Genomic DNA, 16,684 nt, shown 5'->3' with positions numbered 1-16,684 from the left:
TGGGGAATTCTGACGAACGCCGGTCGCGGGGCGGATCGGCCTGGGATACTGAAGGCATGACACGCGCGACGATCATCGGCAGCGGGCCGAACGGACTCGCCGCAGCCGTATCTCTCGCCCGTGGCGGCTACGAGGTCCGCGTCCTCGAAGCTGCGGACAGCATCGGCGGCGGCATCCGCACGACAGAGGCGACCCTCCCCGGCTTTGCGCACGACGTGTGCTCTGCGGTGCACCCCGCGGCACTCGCTTCGCCGTTCTTCCAGGCGTTCGGGCTCGCCGAGCGCGTGGACTGGATCACGCCGGAGATCTCATACGCACACCCCTTGGATGGCGGTAGGGCAGCCATCGCCTGGCGCGACATCGAGCGCACCGCGAAGGATCTGGGTGCAGATGAGCGCTCCTGGCTCGCGCTGCTGCGTCCGCTGAGCTCGCACATCGACGGCGTCGTCGACTTCACCGGCAACCAGATGGTGCGACTGCCGCACGAACCGGTCACGGCCATGCGGTTCGCGATGCGAATGCTCGAGCACGGCACACCGCTCGCACGACGCGCATTCCGCACACCCGAGGCCGCCGCACTGCTGTCGGGGGTCTTCGCCCACGCGAACACTCCGCAGCCGTCGCTGGCGGGAGCCGCGGCAGGACTCCTGCTGGCCGCGCAGGGCCATGCGGGCGGCTGGATGTATCCGCGCGGCGGGGCGCAGCGCATCGCGGATGCTCTCGTGACTGATCTGGAGGCACACGGCGGCACGGTCGAGACCGGCGTGCATGTGCGCGATCTCGCCTCGCTCGACTGGGGAGATCCGAATCACGGCGACGTGCTGCTGCTGAACTCGTCGCCGCGCCTTGCGCTGACGCATCCGGATACCCCCGCGTCGTACGCGCGCGCCCTGCGACGCTACCGGTACGGACCCGCTGCCGCGAAGGTCGATTTCGCTCTTGATGGCCCCGTGCCGTGGCTCGACGCGCAGGTCGCACAGTCCCCCACCGTCCACGTGGGCGGCACCCGCGAAGAGATCTGGGCGAGCGAGAACGCTGTCATGGCCGGTCGCGTCTGTGCCCGCCCGTACGTGCTCGCCGTGCAGCCCTCCGTGCTTGATGGCTCTCGCGCCCCTGCGGGCAAGGCAGTGCTCTGGGCGTACGTCCACGTTCCCTTCGGATCCGACCTGGACGCCACCGACCTCATCACCGCGCAGATCGAGCGCTTCGCGCCGGGCTTCCGCGATCTCATCCTCGCAACGCACTCGGTCCCGGCATCCGATCGGGAAGCGATCAACCCCTCCGAGATCGGCGGGGACGTGTTGGGCGGGGCATTCACCATCCCACAGGCACTGGCGCGCCCGGTGCTGTCGACGCATCCGTGGCGAACTCCGATGCGCGGGGTGTATCTGGCCTCGGCATCCACGCCGCCTGGCCCCGGGGTGAACGGAATGGCGGGCTGGCACGCGGCCAGGACCGTGCTCGAAGATGCCGGGCGGCCGTCCATGCTCACCGAGCTGTTCGCCTGATCGGCCGCGCGGCCGCGCCCCCGCGGCTGCCCGACCGCCCGCCCGCGGCCCGGACACTTGTCAGTGGATTTTCACACCTGCCAGCGTGTTTCGGCCGGTTTCCCAGCCGTCCGCGCATTTCGACTGACATGTGTCCCTGTCGCTCCGCGCGCACACGCGCGAAGATGGGGCCATGCGCTACGAGATCCCCGCACCGATGCTCGCGAAGGCGGCCACATCCGTTCCCGACCCAGTGAAAACAGTGGGCGGGATGCTGTTCGAGCCGAAGTGGGACGGGTTCAGAGGGCTGATCGCGTGGGACGGCGACACCGTTGAGATCGGTTCGCGCGGTGCGAAGCCGCTCACCCGCTACTTTCCCGAGCTCGTCGACGCTCTGCCGCAGATCCTCTCGGAACCGTGCCTGCTCGACGGCGAGATCGTCGTCGCCACCGGCGCACCGGGAGCACAGCGCCTCGACTGGGAGGCTCTGAGCCAACGCATCCACCCCGCCGCATCACGAGTCGCGCGACTGGCAGAAGAGACTCCCGCGATGTTCATCGCGTTCGACCTGCTGGCCCTCGGCGAGGAGTCCTTGCTGGCCGACCCGTTCCACCAGCGCCGAACCCGCCTGGAGAAGCTGCTGGGTGGTGTGCCGCACCCTCTCCACCTCACCCGCACGACACGTGACCACGCGGTTGCCGTGCAGTGGCTCGCCCAGTTCGAGGGTGCGGGGCTCGACGGCGTCGTCGCCAAGCCGCTGGACCAGCCGTACGCACCCGGCAAGCGCACGCTCATCAAGATCAAGCACGCACGCACCGCGGATGTCGTGGCGCTCGGCTACCGCATTCACAAGTCCGGTTCCGGCGTCGGATCACTTCTGGTCGGACTGTACGACAGCGACGGCACGCTTCGCCAGGTCGGCGCAGTCGCGGCCTGGAGCGACAAGCGCCGCCAGGAGCTCGTCGACGAACTCGCGCCGCTGGTCGAACGGGACGAGTCCGGCGACGCAGTCACGGGCGAGGGCGAGCGCAGCCGCTTCACCGGCGCGAAGGATGTCTCGTTCGTGCGACTCCGCCCCGAGCGCGTGCTCGAGGTGCGCTATGACCAGCTCGAGGGTGCGCGGTTTCGCCACACAGTGCAGTTCGAACGCTGGCGCCCTGACCGCGACGCGCGCTCGTGCACGTATGAGCAGCTGGAGACCGTCGCGGGGTACGACCTGGCCGACGTGCTCGCGTGACCGCGCGGGGTTTCAGTCCTCGATGCGGTTGCCGTCGGCATCCCAATTCGCGTCGACCCGCTTGCTCGGCTGAACCCGCGGCGGTTCCCCGGGCATCTTGGGAAAATCAGGCGGGAACGGCAGCTCTCCGAGACCGTTCGACACGTCGCGCTCCCACCATTCGAGCAGGGTGCTGATGCGGCCAGGGTTCTCCTGCATGCGCGCCCAGGGGTCGCCCACGTCGGCAAGACGCTGCGGGATGGTTCGGACAGTGAAGCTCTGCGGGGCGACGTCGTCGAGTTCGTCCCACTCGACCGGCGTCGATACGCTCGCGGTCGGCAGTGCGCGCGGACTATAGGCTCCTGCCATCGTGCGGTCACGATTGGCCTGGTTGAAGTCGACGAAGATGCGCTCGCCGCGCTCTTCCTTCCACCAGTTCGTGGTGACCTCGTCGGGCATCCGTCGCTCGAGCTCACGGCCGGCAGCGATCACCGCGTGCCGAACATCGAGGAACTCGTGCGTGGGCTCGATCGGGCAGAACACGTGCAGTCCTCGGTTGCCACTGGTCTTGATGAAGGCTTCCAGCTCCGCCTCACGCAGCACTTCTCGGAGGCCGTGGGCTGCGGTCACGGCATCCGAGAAATCCGTTCCCGGTTGCGGGTCGAGATCGATGCGCAGCTCGATCGGCTTGTCGGTATCCGAGGCGAGGGACGCCCACGGATGGAACACGATCGTGTTCATCTGAACTGCCCACACGATCGCGCTCGGACGGTTCAGGACGATCTGCGGATGCCGCCGACCGCTGTTGTACGTGACCGTCACCGCATCCACGAAATCAGGGGTTCCCTTGGGCGGGTTCTTCGAGAAGAAGCTCTCCGAAGAAGGGCCCACACCGTTGCGGAACCGCTCGAGCGACACCGGCCGATGACCGTTCGCGTTCAGGAACGGCTCGGCGACGGTCTGCACGTACTCGGCGAGCTCGGCCTTCGTGATGCCCTCTGAGCCTGTTGAAGGGTCTGGCCAGATGACCTTGTTCGGACTCGACAGGTCCACGTCGCGCTTCCCCTCAGGGTCAGCGATCGTCAATGTCACGCGCTCGGAAGCCATGCACCGACCCTACGGGCGTCGCGCGGCTTGCGGTAGGGGTCAGTCGCTGACGTCGACCGCGCGCACCAGCACCGCGCCCAGAGCGTCACGCTCGACGACGAGCGAGGGCCCAGCCGAGTCGATGATCACGCCGGAGAGGGCGGTGTGAGCGGAGAGCACCTTCGCGAGCTGATCCGGCTCGAAGGGCAACGGCTTGTCGCCCCGGCCGAGGGCGACGATCTCGAGCGGGTGCGAGAACAGCTGCAGAAAGCGTCGACCGTCAGCGGTGCGCGCTTCGGCGATGCCGACCTCGCCCTTGCCTCCGCCGTCGTTGACCGCCACCCACATCTTGGTCTTCGCGAGCGCGTCACCGACCTTCTGCACGGTATCCTGCTCGCGCGGGGCTGCGAGCAGCATCTTGACGGTCATGTTGACGTCGGCCTGCTCGAGCGCCTTCTTGAGCACCTCAGCGGGGAACACCGCCCGGCGCGCGCCGGAGGCGTTGTCGAGGATGAGGCCGGCGAAGTCTCCGGCGACGAGCTGCTGCAACACGGCCGTCACCGGCTGAGCGATCGCAGACGTCGCGGTGGGTTCGGTCTCGCGTTGCACGGATTCGCGCACGGCGGCAGCGGAGCTGAACGCGAGCATGTAGCTGCGCTCTGCGTCGCGGACCACGGCGATGGACAGCGGCTTACCTTCGGCCAGCTGGGCGCGCGCATCACCGTGCACCCGCAGGTACAGGTGGTTCTGCATCATCTGACGCAGCACGCCGATGAGCTGTTCGTTCGTCGAGCCTTCAGCACTCTCGGCGAGTTCAGCGAGCTCGGCAAGGGCCGTGCGCAGCAGCACGTTGTCCTTCATGCCCGGCATCGACTCGGTCGGCTCCGGCGGAAGCAGCGGCGCCAGCGGAAGAGTCCGCTTCGGCTCCGCCGCGGGTGCGGCGGGCGCCGTCTGCTGCACGGGTGCGGATGCTGCGGGTGCTGATCCTGCAGGACGCGCTGCGGCTGGCTGAGCGGGGTCTGGCAACGCGATCTCGGGACCCGCCGCAGCGCCTACACCTCGGAAGGCCTGGACGGAGATGCCGATCTCGGGGACCGGTTCTGCGGGCTGTGCGTATTCAGGAAGCTCGTCCGGAGAATCCGCCTGGTTCGGCGTCTGCGACTCGGACAGCGCGTCGCCGGTCTTCTTGCGGCGGGAGAACATTGCCATATCGATCAGCCTAACGTGGGGATGCCGCGTGCGAGCCTCAGCGGGGGCTTCAGAGCTTCTGGATCGGAGCGATCTTGATGAGGAGCTTCTTGAGCCCTGCGGAATCGAATCGCACATGGGCGATGCGCTTGGCGCCTTCACCGGTCACAGCGTCCACTCGCCCCTCGCCGAAGTCATCGTGCCGGATGCGGTCGCCGGCTGTGAGCTCGAGGTCGCCGTTGTCGCGGACCTTGCCGGTGACCTTGTTGGGGAACTTGTCCATCGCCGTCGACAGTGGCTTGATCCCGTCGCGCGAGCCGAGTGGCTTCACGGCGAACCGGTCGTTGCCGCCTCCGCCGCCGAAGCCGCCGGAGCCGCCGCCGAACCCACCCCGCCGCGCGTTGAGCGCACGGGACTGCGTGCCGCCGCGTGAGTTCACGTCTCCTGGAGACTGCCGCCAGTCGACGAGCTCGGCAGGGATCTCTTGCAGGAATCTGCTCGGCATCGCTACAGACACTTCGCCGAACTGCGCGCGTGTCATCGCGAGCGAAAGATGCAGTCGCTTTCGGGCGCGGGTGATGCCGACGTAGAACAGCCGTCGCTCTTCTTGCGGTCCGCCCGGCTCACCCGCGGAGATGCGGTGCGGGATGAGATCTTCTTCGACACCGGTGACGAACACCGCGTCGTACTCGAGACCCTTCGCCGTGTGCATCGTCATCATCGACACGGATCCGGATTCATCATCGAGATCGTCTGCATCGGCGACGAGCGCCACCTCTGTGAGAAAGTCGACGATCGTGCCCTCAGGGTTGTTGCGGGCGAAGTCGCGCGTGACGGCGACCAATTCGTCGAGGTTCTCGACGCGGGCTTCATCTTGCGGGTCGCGACTGGCGCGCAGCGCGTCGAGGTAGCCGCTCTTACCCAGCAGCAGGCTGAGCCCATCAGCGACAGCGGTGGGCGGGGGAACCTCGCCGGATGGCGGCAGCATCAGCGCGGTCGCCTCTTTCAGCACGGCATCGAGCTGGGTGATCGCCGCTTGGATCTTCGGGCCGACACCGAGCTGAGCCGGGATCGACAGCGCATCGCGGAACGAGATGTCGTGATCTTCTGCGAACCGTGCGATCGCAGTCTCAGTGACATCGCCGATGCCGCGACGCGGCCTGTTGAGAATGCGGCGGACCGACATCTCATCGGCCGGGTTCGCCACCGCGATCAGATACGCGAGGGCGTCCTTGATCTCTGCGCGCTCGTAGAACTTCGTGCCGCCCATGATCTTGTAGGGCACAGCAGAGCGGATGAAGATCTCTTCCAGCGCACGCGACTGCGAGTTGGTGCGGTAGAACACGGCCATCTCGGAGTACGGCGTGCCTGAGCGGCGCAGGGACTCGACCTCGTCTGCGACGAACTGCGCCTCGTCATGCTGCGAGTACCCGGTGAAGCCGACGATCTTGTCGCCGTCGCCGCGGTCGCTCCAGAGGTTCTTGGCTTTGCGATCGAAGTTGTGCCCGATCACGGCGTTCGCGGCCGAGAGGATGTTCTGGCTCGAGCGGTAGTTCTGCTCGAGCAGCACGACCTTCGCCCCGGGGAAGTCGCGCTCGAACTCGCTGATGTTGCGGATGTCGGCGCCGCGGAACGCGTAGATCGACTGGTCGGAGTCACCGACGACGGTGAGGGATGCGCCGGGCAGCCCCGGCGTCGTCTCTGGCTCGAAGATCATCATGCCGTCTGAGGCATATGGGTCAGGTGCATCCGCCGACACCGGCCGGGTGAGCTCATGGATGAGCGCGTACTGGGCGTGGTTGGTGTCCTGGTATTCGTCAACGAGAATGTGCCGGAACCGGCGGCGGTACGTGTCGGCGACCTTCGGGAATGCACGGAACAGGTAGACCGTCTGGCCGATCAGGTCGTCGAAGTCGAAGGCATTCGCCTTGCGCAGGCGACGCTGGTAGTCGCCGAAGATCTCGACGAACTTGCGCTCGGCGGGGTCGCTCATGTTCGCGTCGCGCGCGTACGACTCGGCGTCTTGCAGTTCGTTCTTGAGCTTGGAGATGCGGCCCTGCGTCGATGCCGGGGTCAGACCGTAAGCATCGGCCTCATGCTCCTTCACCAGGCGCTTGATCAGTGCACGCGAGTCGCCGGAGTCGTAGATCGTGAAGGATTTGGTGAAACCGAACTGGTCCGCCTCGCGGCGCAGGATCCGCACGCACGCCGAGTGGAAGGTCGAGATCCACATGCCTCGGGATGCTTCGCCGACGATGTCTGCGACGCGTTCACGCATCTCACCCGCGGCCTTGTTCGTGAAGGTGATCGCAAGAATCTGACTCGGCCACGCCTCTCGATTTCGCAGCAGCGAGGCGATGCGACGGGTGAGCACACTCGTCTTGCCCGATCCCGCGCCCGCGACGATGAGCAGCGCGGGACCACGGTAGGTCACTGCTGCGAGCTGCTGCGGGTTGAGACCCGCGAGGAGGTCGTCCTGGCCTGATGCGGAGGGAGAGTCGGGGCCGGTGGATGAGGGAACGATGAGAGGAGCGTCGGTCATGGCGTTACGAGTCTAGGCTGGGCCGCAGACACCCGGTTGCGATCCGGATCAGGAGGACGACATGATCAGCGACCTGCCAGAGCAGGAGTGCTACGAACTGCTCACCACCACGACCGTCGGTCGGCTCGGATTCACCGAGAACGACCGCATCCAGATCTTCCCCGTGAACTATTCCGTGTCGGGGCGCGACCTGCTGATCCGCACGTCATCCGGCGGCAGCCTCAGCCGACTCGGCGACGAACGCGCGCAGGTGGCGTTCGAGATCGATTATCACGATGACCTCGCCGGCACCGGTTGGAGCGTCCTGATGCACGGCCAGGTGTCCACGGCCTCGCCCGAAGGCGGTCTGGACGGCTTCGATCGAGTCTCACCCTGGGCGGGCGAAGACCGCGCGAAACCCCTGCGATTCCGCATCGACAGTATCTCCGGCCGACGCGTGCGTCGCAACCGGCACTGAGCAAAGGAAAGCTCCATGCGCACGATTCTCAACATCATCTGGGTGATCTTCGCCGGCTGGGCCCTCTTCCTCGGGTACGTGCTTGCGGGAATCCTGCTGTGCATCCCGATCATCACGATCCCCTGGGCGATCGCCTCGTTCCGACTGGCCGGCTACGCGTTCTGGCCGTTCGGGCGCGAGGTCGTCGAGAAGCCGCGCGCCGGCGTGGGCGCATTCCTCGGAAACGTCATCTGGGTGATCCTCGCCGGATGGTGGCTGGCCATCGGTCACATCATCTCCGGTGTCGTGCTCTGCCTCACGATCATCGGCATCCCGATGGCCATCGCCGATTTCAAGATGGTGCCGGTCTCACTCATGCCGCTCGGCAAGGACATCGTCTCCACCAGGCGTGGCCCCTTCGACACGAAGTAGACGCGCGCGACGCATATTGACGCGCGCGGGATGGATTTCGCGGCCCGCACGCCCGTGCGGGCCGCGTTTTCCATCCCGCGACTTATGCCGAGTCGCCCCGTACGCCTTATGCCGACTGGCGCCGCACTCGGCGGGCGACGATGGTGAGGGCGCCAGCCAGCAGAAGCGTCAGCGCCAGGACGAGGGCCATGGCGGGGAGTTCGGATCCCGTCGTGGCGAGCCCGTCCGCGCCTGCCTCGCCGGAGACAGCGTCATCCGGGCCGGAGCCGTCGCCGGAGCCTGCGCCGCCGTCACTCCCGCCACCGCCGCCGCCCTCAACACCGGCCAGCGTGCCTGCGCGCAGCGCCTCTGCGGCGTAACCATCCGCAAACCACCACACCGCACGCTGACCGTCCGCCGACAGCGAGGCCGGTGCCGTCGCGAAGCCCTCGTTGTTGATGTCGGGCATGGACGCCGCACGCGCGAAGTGTGCGATCGCAGGATCGGCCGTGCCGTTCAGCGTGATCTGCGCCGACTTGCCGCCGCAGCCGTCATCGCAGACGGCCCAGAGCACGCCGAGCACGGAGTCGTAGTCGAGGCTCATCACTCCCGCGAGTCCCGGGTCGATGGTCGAGACGAGCACTGCAGAGCCGTCTGCGGCGAGCGCAAACGCGTAGACCCCGCCACCGTCCTCGACGGCGACGAAGAACAGTCCGTCGCCGGGATACGCGGCGCCGTCGTACGCCGCCTTCGTGTTGTCGTCGAAGAGCGCACCGGTGAGCGTCTCATCCGACACCCACTCGACGGCCTCGATCCCGAGGTTCGCGCCGACGGCAGGAAGCAGCGCGGTGAGATCCCACTCGGTCAGCGCGACGAGGTCGCGGCCGGGTGCATCAGGGTTCACCTGGAGGATCGTGTTCTGGTTGACGCCCTTCGCGCTGTTATCGCGCTCGGATGCCGCATAGACGAGCCCATCGCCGTCGACAGTGATGCCTTCGGTGTCGGGGCCGGCAGCATCCGGGTTCGCGGCATCCTTCTGGAAGCGCACCCGCTTACCATCCGCCCATCCGTCGGCGAAGGCGACGGAGCCGTCTGCTGAGGCGACGAGCTTCCAGATCGTGCCGGTACCGTTGTCGATCGCCCACAGGAACGTGCCCTCTGCCGTCTCCTGCACGTCCAGTCCCGAGCTGTCCTCAAGGAACATCGGCGCCCCATCAAGCACCCGCACGTCGGCAGAGCCCGGCCACTGCGAGACGGCGACCTCACCGACGCAGATGTTGGCCTCGCCCGGTGTCGGCTCTGCGGTGACCGCAAACGGGCCTGCGGTGTCAGGGCAGCGTCCCCACGTGGTCAGGGCGTGTCCTGCACCCCAGACGGTGGAGTCCACGAGACGGTCGCCGTCGAAGACACGAACAGTGTCGTCCTTGCCGATGCCGAAGCCGAGGTCGTCGATGACGAGATAGCCCGCGGCCGGGATGCTGGTGCCCGCAGCGATCTCGTACACATGAGCGTCATCGTCGTCCTTGAGCACGATGCCGGAGACGTCGAGCGCGTTACCTGTCGGGTTGACGAGCTCCACCCAGTCGGGCTCGCCGTCGGATTCCACCTCGTTGATGCGCACCGGATTGCCGCAGGCGTTGCGGATGCCGGGAGTGCCCACTGCAACATCCGCGAAGTCGCCGGCGCCATCCTCGCAACGCGCCCAGATGCCTTCTGCGTGGGCGTCGTAGACGTGCTCAGCAACGGTGAGTCCTGACGCGTTGCGGATGGTGACGGTGTCGCCATTGCCCAGGCCGAATGTGAAGTGGTCAGTGCCGTTGAAGACGAAGTACTCGCCGGGTGCGAGGATCGTACCCGCATCAAGCGGGTTCACATCAGCGGCGTGTCCGACCGGGTCGTTGTCCATGAGGGTCCAGCCGGAGATGTCGACTGGCTCCGTTCCGGTGTTGACGATCTCCGCCCAGTCCGGGGAACCGTTGGAGTCGATCTCGTTGATCGCGATCGTCGGCGGGACGCAGTTGTTCGCCTCGCCCGGTGTGGCGTATGCGAGCGCAAAGTCACCGATGCCATCGATGCAGCGCGCTAACGAGGCAGCCCCGAAGTCGCCGTCGATTGCGGCGTGGCTGGTCCATGCGCCAGTGCGATCGCTCAGTTCGCCCGCCGGGTCGAAAAGGCGGATCTCATCGGCGCTGCCGATTCCGAACTGGCCGAACTCTGTCTCCACGCCCTTTGTGAGGCCCACGTCGCCCTGTTCGACGACGAGGAACTCGCCGGCGGCGAGCACAGTGCCGTCGCGGAAAGCCCAGCGATGGTCGAGGTCATCATCGCTGTCGCGGATCTCGTAGCCCGAGATGTCGAACGGCTCGGTGCCGGGGTTGTACAGCTCGACCCAGTCGGCGGGCTGCGAGTCGACCTCGTTGAGAACGACTGCACCGGGGACCGGCGCCGTCGCGCAGTTGTTCGCCGCGCCGGGCGTGGCCTCGGTCGCGTGCGCCCAGTCGCCCGTGCCGTCAGGGCAGCGTGCAAAAGTCGCGATCGGCGCGGTGTTCTCGTACGTGTATGCGTCGACCTCGGCGCTGGTGGCATCGTAGAGGACGACCTCATCGCCCTTGCCCAGGCCGAACGCGAAGTCAACGTCGGTCTCGAGCACTACGAACGCCCCCGGCGCGAGCTCCGTACCCCGGGCGAACGGCGTGCTGAAGCGGTCGCGCTTGTCGTCGGAGATCGTCCATCCCGCGATCGATGCGGTATCGGTGCCCCTGTTGAAGATCTCGACGCGGTCGGAGTAACCGGAGATTTCGTCGTAGATGATCTCATTCAGCACGACGTCGGAGTCGGTGCCGGGTGTGCCTTCTTCGCCGCCATCGGTCGCGAAGATGTTCTCGGCGCCCTTGCTCGATTCTGCGGTGATGACGTACTCGGCGTCCGCACCGTCGCCCTGAGCGCCCCAGCTGGGCACGGCGTGGGTGTCGGCTGGCCAGGAGGTCTCAAGCACCGGAGTGTCAGTAGCAGTCGTTGCCCCCGGAGCGAACAGTCGGACGCTGTCGCCCTTGCCGAGACCGAAGGCGAAGTCCGTGTCGGTGTCCAGGACGAGGTACTCGCCCGGCTCGACGACCGTCGTCGACGCGAACGTATAGGCATCCTTCTGCGCGTTGTCGAGCAGGATGTAGCCACCCAGGTCGACGTCGCTGTCCGAGTAGTTGTAGAACTCGATCCAGTCGTCGGGGCTCCCCCCGTTGGACACGACTTCGTTGATGCGGATGCCGAGCGGCTCTTCAGCAGCTGTGGCAGCGGTCGGCACGGCGAGCAGCGTGGCAGCGCCGAGGGCGCACACAACGGATGCCGAAAGCCCGCGGGACAAGCGAGACATGTGACTCCAGGGGGTCGGGACGAGGAGAGGAACCTGCCCAGTCGACCGACTCCGGCTGTCGGAGAGAAGTACGGCATCCGACCGGGAGGTGAACGGACCGTGGCGTGTCGGAAACCGGCTCCGCGGCATCCCCGGTGGCGACCGCCTGGTCGTGCTCAGATGGGTGCGTCCGGCTGTTGGCGAACACCCTGCGTCGTAGAGAACCGCGCTCTGAAGGCCGTCGGCGTTATGCCCAGTTGACGAGCGAATGCTCGCCGGAGAGTCTCATCGGTGCCCATTCCGCTGAGTTGAGCTACGAGAGTGATCGGGTGGCCGTCCAGGATCAGGGTTCGTGCAGCGTCTACGCGGATCTGTTCCAGCCATCGCGCAGGGCTGGTCCCGATGTCGGCATGGAAGATCCGGTTGAGGTGACGCACGCTCACCCCTACTGCCGCCGCCATCGAGCTCACGGTATGGTCCCCCGCAGGATCGGCCACGACCATATCCATCACCGCGCGGAGTAGCCCGTTCGTTGCCGGAGGATGGCTCAATGCAGTGGAGAACTGACTTTGCCCGCCCGGGCGGTGCATGAACATCACCAGTTCACGAGCTACATTCCGAGCCGCCTCCACCCCGAGGTCGTCTTCAACCAGCGCCAATGCCAAATCGATTCCCGCCGTCACCCCTGCCGAGGTCAGGAAGCGACCGTCCCGAACATGGATCACGTCCGGCTCGACGACAATTCGCGGATGCCACTGCGCTAGCTGGTGCGCGTGACGCCAATGTGTCGTGGCTCGACGATCGTCCAGATATCCCAGCGCAGCTAGAACGAACGCGCCCGTGCACACCGAAGCCACGCGCTGTGCTGAAGCGGACAAGGTCTCCGCCGCAGCCATCAGCTGAGGGTCCTGTGGGAAATTCACCAGCGCCTCGCCACCGGCTACCAGCACGGTGTCACACGGCCCTGCCTCTGCTACAGCGATCGTGTCAGCGAGCACGAGGCCGGACGACGAGGCCACCGGCCCGCCCTCGACCGAGATGAAAGTCACCTCGTAGTGACTGCGCGAAGGGTCGGCTAGGTGAAACACCTCGGCTGGCCCGCTGGCATCGAGCAGCGTCATGCCATCGAAGACCAACACTCCGATACGGTGACTCAAGTCCGAAACCGAGGGTTATATGACAATCGGGACATGGCTTCACTCTACCCGCGGCGCAAAAATGAGAAGCAAGCAAACTCATGACTTCGACGAAAGGCACCTACCATGACTGAAATCATTGCCGGCGTGACAGTTCCCGACAGCAAAATGGCGCGAGACGCCACCGACCTGCTGCGTGACGTCGCCAACGACCTGGTTTTTGATCACTCCCGTCGAGTGTTTCTCTTCGGCTCGCTACGTGGGCAAGAACAGGGGCTCGACTACGACCCTGAGCTGCTGTACATCGGAGCGATGTTCCATGACCTCGGCTTGACCGAAAAGTATCGCCGTACGGACCAGCGTTTTGAGATCGACGCTGCCGATGTGGCCCGCAGTTTCCTCAGCGAGTACGGTATCGACGGTGAGGCTGGTGACAAGGTGTGGAACGCTATCGCGTTGCACACCACCCCGGAAATCCCACTCCACATGGACCCCGTGGTCGCTCTCGTGACGCGCGGCGTCGAACTTGACGTGCTGGGCATCGGATACAACGCGATCACCGACCAGCAACGTCAGAATGTCGTCCAGGCCCACCCGCGCCCAGACTTCAAGAACCAGATCTTGGCCGCTTTCACCGACGGCCTCAAGGACCGACCGGACACCACCTTCGGCAACGTCAAGGCCGATGTGCTCCAGCACTTCCTTCCCGGCTTCCAGCGCGGAGACTTTGTTGAGGTCATCCGCAACAATGCTTGGTCAGAGTGATGTGAAATGGCCCGAAATGGTGCGCGATGTTCAGGCGATCCGAGTTCCCGGTGGCAGCATCCGAGCCGGAGTCCTCGTACGCGCCCAGGCGCCAGCGAATAGCCCGCCGGCAAGGACGACTTGAATGCCGAGACCGACGAACCAGCTCGGCACAGTGCTTTCGATCACCTCACGCGGTGCAGGTGAAGGGTTCTGCATCGTCGGCCGATCGCACTCGTCCCAGCGGTAATCCTCCGGCGGCAGCTGCGAGCTGCGCACGCTGTACTTGACCTGACCGAACATATCCACCGGCCAGCCGTTCGTGTCGTAAACGGTGGGGGTGGCATCCGCGAGTACGACGAACGGGTTCGCCGCGAGCACCCACCAGACCCGATCGAAGCGCGGTACATCGTGCGTGTAGGTCTCCCAGCGGTCGCAGTCGACGTTTCCCATGCTGTCGTAGGGACGGTTGTAGCTCGTTGCCTCGCTGCGCAGCGCCGTGCCACCGAGCCCGAAGGCGATGAGGGTGCCGATCGTCAATGCCGCAACAACGAGGTAGGTCGCCGCGACCGAGAACAGCGGGCGCGCGATGAGGCCGCTCAGGCCCACCCCGATGCCTGCGACGATGACGATCTCGGCGGCGAGCACGAGCAGCGACACCGCGAGTGTCGCCGGATGCACTCCCCCACCGACCAGCGATAGCGCGAGGAACGGCACCGCGACAACAAGAAACACCCCGCCGGTGGCGACCGCAGCGACGAGCTTGCCGACCATGATGTCGCCGGTGGATACCGCAGTCACCTGCACCGCCGCCAGCGTTGCGGCATCCCGATCGCCGTTGATCGCGTTGCCACTCAGCGTCGGCGAGACAAGCACGACCAACAGCAGCACGACGTTGACGACGATCGAGTAGACGCCAGCGCCCGCCGCTTCAGTGAATGAGTAGACCGCGAAGGAGAGCACGGTGACACCGAGCAGAATGAGCGCGAAGACGCCGAGCAAGATGTACCAGCCGACACTGCGCAGCCGCTGGATCAGTTCGAGCCGGGCAATGGTGCCGATGTGCGAAAAGTTCATGCTCGAGGCTCCGTCCGCGGCAGGTTGAGGAAGGTGTGTTCGAGCGCACTCTGCGCGGGGGCGAATTCGCTCACGCCCAGACCCGACTCGACGATCCGGCGAAGCCCTGCGGCTGCCGCCGCTTCGGTCTCGAAGCCGACGATGACGGCATTTCGGTCGATGCCGAGCGTACCCGGCTCCATGGCCAGTGCCGCGGCCACTTGGTCGGCATCGGCAGGCAGCCGCCCGGCATCAGTCCCCGCAAGACGAATGCGCCAGGCGCGTTCGGTGGCCTGTGCCGGCGCACCGTCGACGACGGAACCGGCGACGAGGAACACCGCATCGTCGATGACCTCTTCGAGTTCAGAGAGGATGTGGCTTGAGATGAGCACCGTGCGCCCCTCGGCCGCGAGCCGCCGCAACAGCACGCGCAGCTGCACGCGCGCTTCAGGGTCAAGCCCCGATGCCGGTTCGTCGAGCAACAGCACCTGAGGGTCGTGCACGAGCGCCCGCGCCAGGCCGAGCTTCTGCTTCTGCCCGCGCGAGAGCACCTTCGCCGGGGCATCCGCGAGCTCGTCCAGACCGACCAGGGCCAGCAACTCCGCTGCGCGCGCCGCCGCAGCATCCCGTTCAATGTCGTAGAGGCGTGCGGTCGTGACGATCGTCTCGCGCGCGGTGAGCGACGGCCAGGCACCGAGCGCATCCGGCATCCAGCCCAGCAGTCGTCTTGCGCTCAGCGGATCGTCGATCGGATCAACGTCGCCGATGCGGATCGTGCCAGAGTCGGGGGCGAGCAGAGATGCCAGCATCAGCAGCAGCGTCGTCTTGCCGGCGCCGTTGGGACCGACGAGACCTGTGACGCGACCGCGCTCGGCACGAAAACTCGCGGCTCGCACTGCGTGCACCGCGCCGAACGATCTGCTGACACCTTCGGCTGCGATTCCGCTCATCCGGTCAGTCTGTCAGGGACCATCCTTCGCGGAAGAATGCCACCCCGAGATCAGGATGGTCGACGAAGACGCCGTCGACGCCAGTGCGAGCGATGACCGACCACTCGGATTCGTAGTCTCCGTAGGCCTGCGGGCTGCCGTCACCGCGGAACTCCGCGGAGAGGAACGTATTCTCCGGTCGCGCCGTCCACGTGAAGACCGTCAAGCCTCGTTCGTGGGCGTCTTGGACGATCGTGTTTCCTGCGGCCAGCAGCATGCGCTTGCTGACGCTGATGCCATCCACTTCTCCGACGAGTCCGTCCAAGCCCTGGGGCGTGACGGTCGCCTTGTAGGTGAGCGCCTGGCGCCCGTGAGCGACGAGCTGGTCGTAAGGGCGGCCGGATGCTTCGATCAGGTAGATGTACGACGCGAAGACGCCCGCGGCACGCAGCTGTCGAAGAACGGTCGATTCGAAGGCTTCGATGGTCAGTGGCAGCTCGCCGTCCGCCCAGCCTGCCGCACGCAGGTCGCGCGCGATCAGCGGAGCCAGATCCAGACCGATGCTTGCGAAGTAGGTGGCGTGCTTGACCTCGAGGACGACGCCGATCTCCCGACCGTGATCACTGGATCCGTCGCGCACGAGGTCGAGCAGATCGATCAGGCGCAGAATCGGCTGCGTGTCATCGAAGGACGCGCTCGTGACGCGCAGCTCCGGCAGCCGCTCGCGCACTCGGAGGGTCGCCAGCTCCTCCCAGGTGAAGTCCTCGGTGAACCACCCCGTCAACGGCTCCCCGTCGATGCGCTTGGTCATCTTGCGGTCGGCGAACTCCGGATGGTCTGCGACATTCGTCGTGCCGGAGATCTCATTCTCGTGCCTGACCACGAGCACGCCGTCCTTGGTGGCGACCACGTCGGGCTCGACAGCATCCACCCCCATCGCGAGCGCGAGTTCGTACGAGGACCTGCTGTGCTCTGGACGGTAGCCGGGAGCGCCGCGATGGCCGATGACGAGCGGCGATTTCCTAAGCATGGTTTCAGGTTAGAACACCCCGCTCATAGGCTTCCGCCGGTATCGTAGAGGAAAGCGACCTTCAAACCTCTCGG

At 66.2% G+C, this 16,684-nt stretch carries 13 protein-coding genes; 5 read left to right on the top strand and 8 right to left on the bottom strand.

Annotation, left to right across the window (positions count from 1 at the left end; all coding sequences use genetic code 11):
- Positions 1-56 precede the first annotated feature (56 nt).
- Positions 57-1,508: a phytoene desaturase family protein gene (locus ACTU6V_RS06665; protein WP_443475275.1), complete on the top strand. Its 1,452-nt coding sequence runs from the start codon at positions 57-59 to the stop codon at positions 1,506-1,508.
- Positions 1,509-1,680: 172 nt separating this feature from the next.
- Positions 1,681-2,724 carry an ATP-dependent DNA ligase gene (locus tag ACTU6V_RS06660; RefSeq protein ID WP_443467355.1) on the top strand — a complete coding sequence of 348 codons (1,044 nt, stop codon included), beginning with the start codon at positions 1,681-1,683 and terminating at the stop codon, positions 2,722-2,724.
- 12 nt (positions 2,725-2,736) lie between these two features.
- Here ACTU6V_RS06660 and ligD read toward each other — a convergent pair whose 3' ends face one another.
- Genes ligD through ACTU6V_RS06645 form a run of 3 tightly spaced genes read right to left on the bottom strand, consistent with a single transcriptional unit; the run spans position 2,737 to position 7,519 of the window.
- Positions 2,737-3,810, bottom strand: coding sequence for a non-homologous end-joining DNA ligase (gene ligD / locus ACTU6V_RS06655; protein ID WP_443467356.1), 1,074 nt, complete (start codon positions 3,808-3,810; stop codon positions 2,737-2,739).
- Between the two features lie 39 nt (positions 3,811-3,849).
- Positions 3,850-4,998 (bottom strand): SseB family protein, encoded by a 1,149-nt coding sequence (locus ACTU6V_RS06650; RefSeq protein WP_443467357.1) that lies wholly within the window; start codon positions 4,996-4,998, stop codon positions 3,850-3,852.
- A 49-nt stretch (positions 4,999-5,047) separates the two neighbouring features.
- Complete coding sequence (locus ACTU6V_RS06645; RefSeq protein ID WP_443475274.1) at positions 5,048-7,519, bottom strand: ATP-dependent helicase; 2,472 nt, start codon at positions 7,517-7,519, stop codon at positions 5,048-5,050.
- Positions 7,520-7,580: 61 nt separating this feature from the next.
- On the opposite strand from ACTU6V_RS06645, the gene ACTU6V_RS06640 reads away from it, so the two are divergent.
- The gene (locus ACTU6V_RS06640; RefSeq protein WP_443467359.1) at positions 7,581-7,976 is read left to right on the top strand and encodes a pyridoxamine 5'-phosphate oxidase family protein; all 396 of its coding nucleotides are present in this window, start codon (positions 7,581-7,583) and stop codon (positions 7,974-7,976) included.
- A gap of 15 nt (positions 7,977-7,991) precedes the next feature.
- Entirely contained in the window at positions 7,992-8,387 is a 396-nt protein-coding gene (locus ACTU6V_RS06635; RefSeq protein WP_443467360.1) for a YccF domain-containing protein, read from the top strand.
- 106 nt (positions 8,388-8,493) lie between these two features.
- Here the strand turns inward: ACTU6V_RS06635 and ACTU6V_RS06630 are convergent, their stop codons facing one another.
- Entirely contained in the window at positions 8,494-11,736 is a 3,243-nt protein-coding gene (locus ACTU6V_RS06630) for a lamin tail domain-containing protein (RefSeq protein WP_443475273.1), read from the bottom strand.
- A 155-nt stretch (positions 11,737-11,891) separates the two neighbouring features.
- Positions 11,892-12,854: a GlxA family transcriptional regulator gene (locus ACTU6V_RS06625; RefSeq protein WP_443467362.1), complete on the bottom strand. Its 963-nt coding sequence runs from the start codon at positions 12,852-12,854 to the stop codon at positions 11,892-11,894.
- Between the two features lie 123 nt (positions 12,855-12,977).
- Between ACTU6V_RS06625 and ACTU6V_RS06620 the strand changes: the two genes are divergently transcribed.
- The gene (locus ACTU6V_RS06620; RefSeq protein WP_443467363.1) at positions 12,978-13,616 is read left to right on the top strand and encodes an HD domain-containing protein; all 639 of its coding nucleotides are present in this window, start codon (positions 12,978-12,980) and stop codon (positions 13,614-13,616) included.
- Between the two features lie 30 nt (positions 13,617-13,646).
- On the opposite strand, the gene ACTU6V_RS06615 is transcribed toward ACTU6V_RS06620, so the two are convergent.
- Genes ACTU6V_RS06615 through ACTU6V_RS06605 form a run of 3 tightly spaced genes read right to left on the bottom strand, consistent with a single transcriptional unit; the run spans position 13,647 to position 16,610 of the window.
- Positions 13,647-14,672, bottom strand: a complete 1,026-nt coding sequence (locus ACTU6V_RS06615; protein WP_443467364.1) for an ABC transporter permease — start codon at positions 14,670-14,672, stop codon at positions 13,647-13,649.
- Complete coding sequence (locus ACTU6V_RS06610; protein WP_443475272.1) at positions 14,669-15,601, bottom strand: ABC transporter ATP-binding protein; 933 nt, start codon at positions 15,599-15,601, stop codon at positions 14,669-14,671. Before ACTU6V_RS06610 ends, ACTU6V_RS06615 begins: the two co-directional genes overlap by 4 nt.
- Before the next feature lie 4 nt (positions 15,602-15,605).
- Entirely contained in the window at positions 15,606-16,610 is a 1,005-nt protein-coding gene (locus ACTU6V_RS06605; RefSeq protein WP_443467366.1) for a glycerophosphodiester phosphodiesterase family protein, read from the bottom strand.
- Positions 16,611-16,684 lie beyond the last annotated feature (74 nt).

The organism is Microbacterium zouquanmingi, from assembly GCF_052266675.1.
Classification (GTDB): Bacteria; Actinomycetota; Actinomycetes; order Actinomycetales; family Microbacteriaceae; genus Microbacterium.
The sequence above is the reverse complement of the archived record's forward strand: the minus strand, read 5'-3'. Positions and strand labels throughout refer to the sequence as shown.

Bases quoted from the DNA above. Each gene is read 5' to 3' on its own strand.
- ACTU6V_RS06665 (WP_443475275.1), top strand. From the start codon at position 57: ATGACACGCGCGACGATCATCGGCAGCGGGCCGAACGGACTCGCCGCA.
- ACTU6V_RS06660 (WP_443467355.1), top strand. From the start codon at position 1,681: ATGCGCTACGAGATCCCCGCACCGATGCTCGCGAAGGCGGCCACATCC.
- ligD (WP_443467356.1), bottom strand. From the start codon at position 3,810: ATGGCTTCCGAGCGCGTGACATTGACGATCGCTGACCCTGAGGGGAAG.
- ACTU6V_RS06650 (WP_443467357.1), bottom strand. From the start codon at position 4,998: ATGGCAATGTTCTCCCGCCGCAAGAAGACCGGCGACGCGCTGTCCGAG.
- ACTU6V_RS06645 (WP_443475274.1), bottom strand. From the start codon at position 7,519: ATGACCGACGCTCCTCTCATCGTTCCCTCATCCACCGGCCCCGACTCT.
- ACTU6V_RS06640 (WP_443467359.1), top strand. From the start codon at position 7,581: ATGATCAGCGACCTGCCAGAGCAGGAGTGCTACGAACTGCTCACCACC.
- ACTU6V_RS06635 (WP_443467360.1), top strand. From the start codon at position 7,992: ATGCGCACGATTCTCAACATCATCTGGGTGATCTTCGCCGGCTGGGCC.
- ACTU6V_RS06630 (WP_443475273.1), bottom strand. From the start codon at position 11,736: ATGTCTCGCTTGTCCCGCGGGCTTTCGGCATCCGTTGTGTGCGCCCTC.
- ACTU6V_RS06620 (WP_443467363.1), top strand. From the start codon at position 12,978: ATGACTGAAATCATTGCCGGCGTGACAGTTCCCGACAGCAAAATGGCG.
- ACTU6V_RS06615 (WP_443467364.1), bottom strand. From the start codon at position 14,672: ATGAACTTTTCGCACATCGGCACCATTGCCCGGCTCGAACTGATCCAG.
- ACTU6V_RS06610 (WP_443475272.1), bottom strand. From the start codon at position 15,601: ATGAGCGGAATCGCAGCCGAAGGTGTCAGCAGATCGTTCGGCGCGGTG.
- ACTU6V_RS06605 (WP_443467366.1), bottom strand. From the start codon at position 16,610: ATGCTTAGGAAATCGCCGCTCGTCATCGGCCATCGCGGCGCTCCCGGC.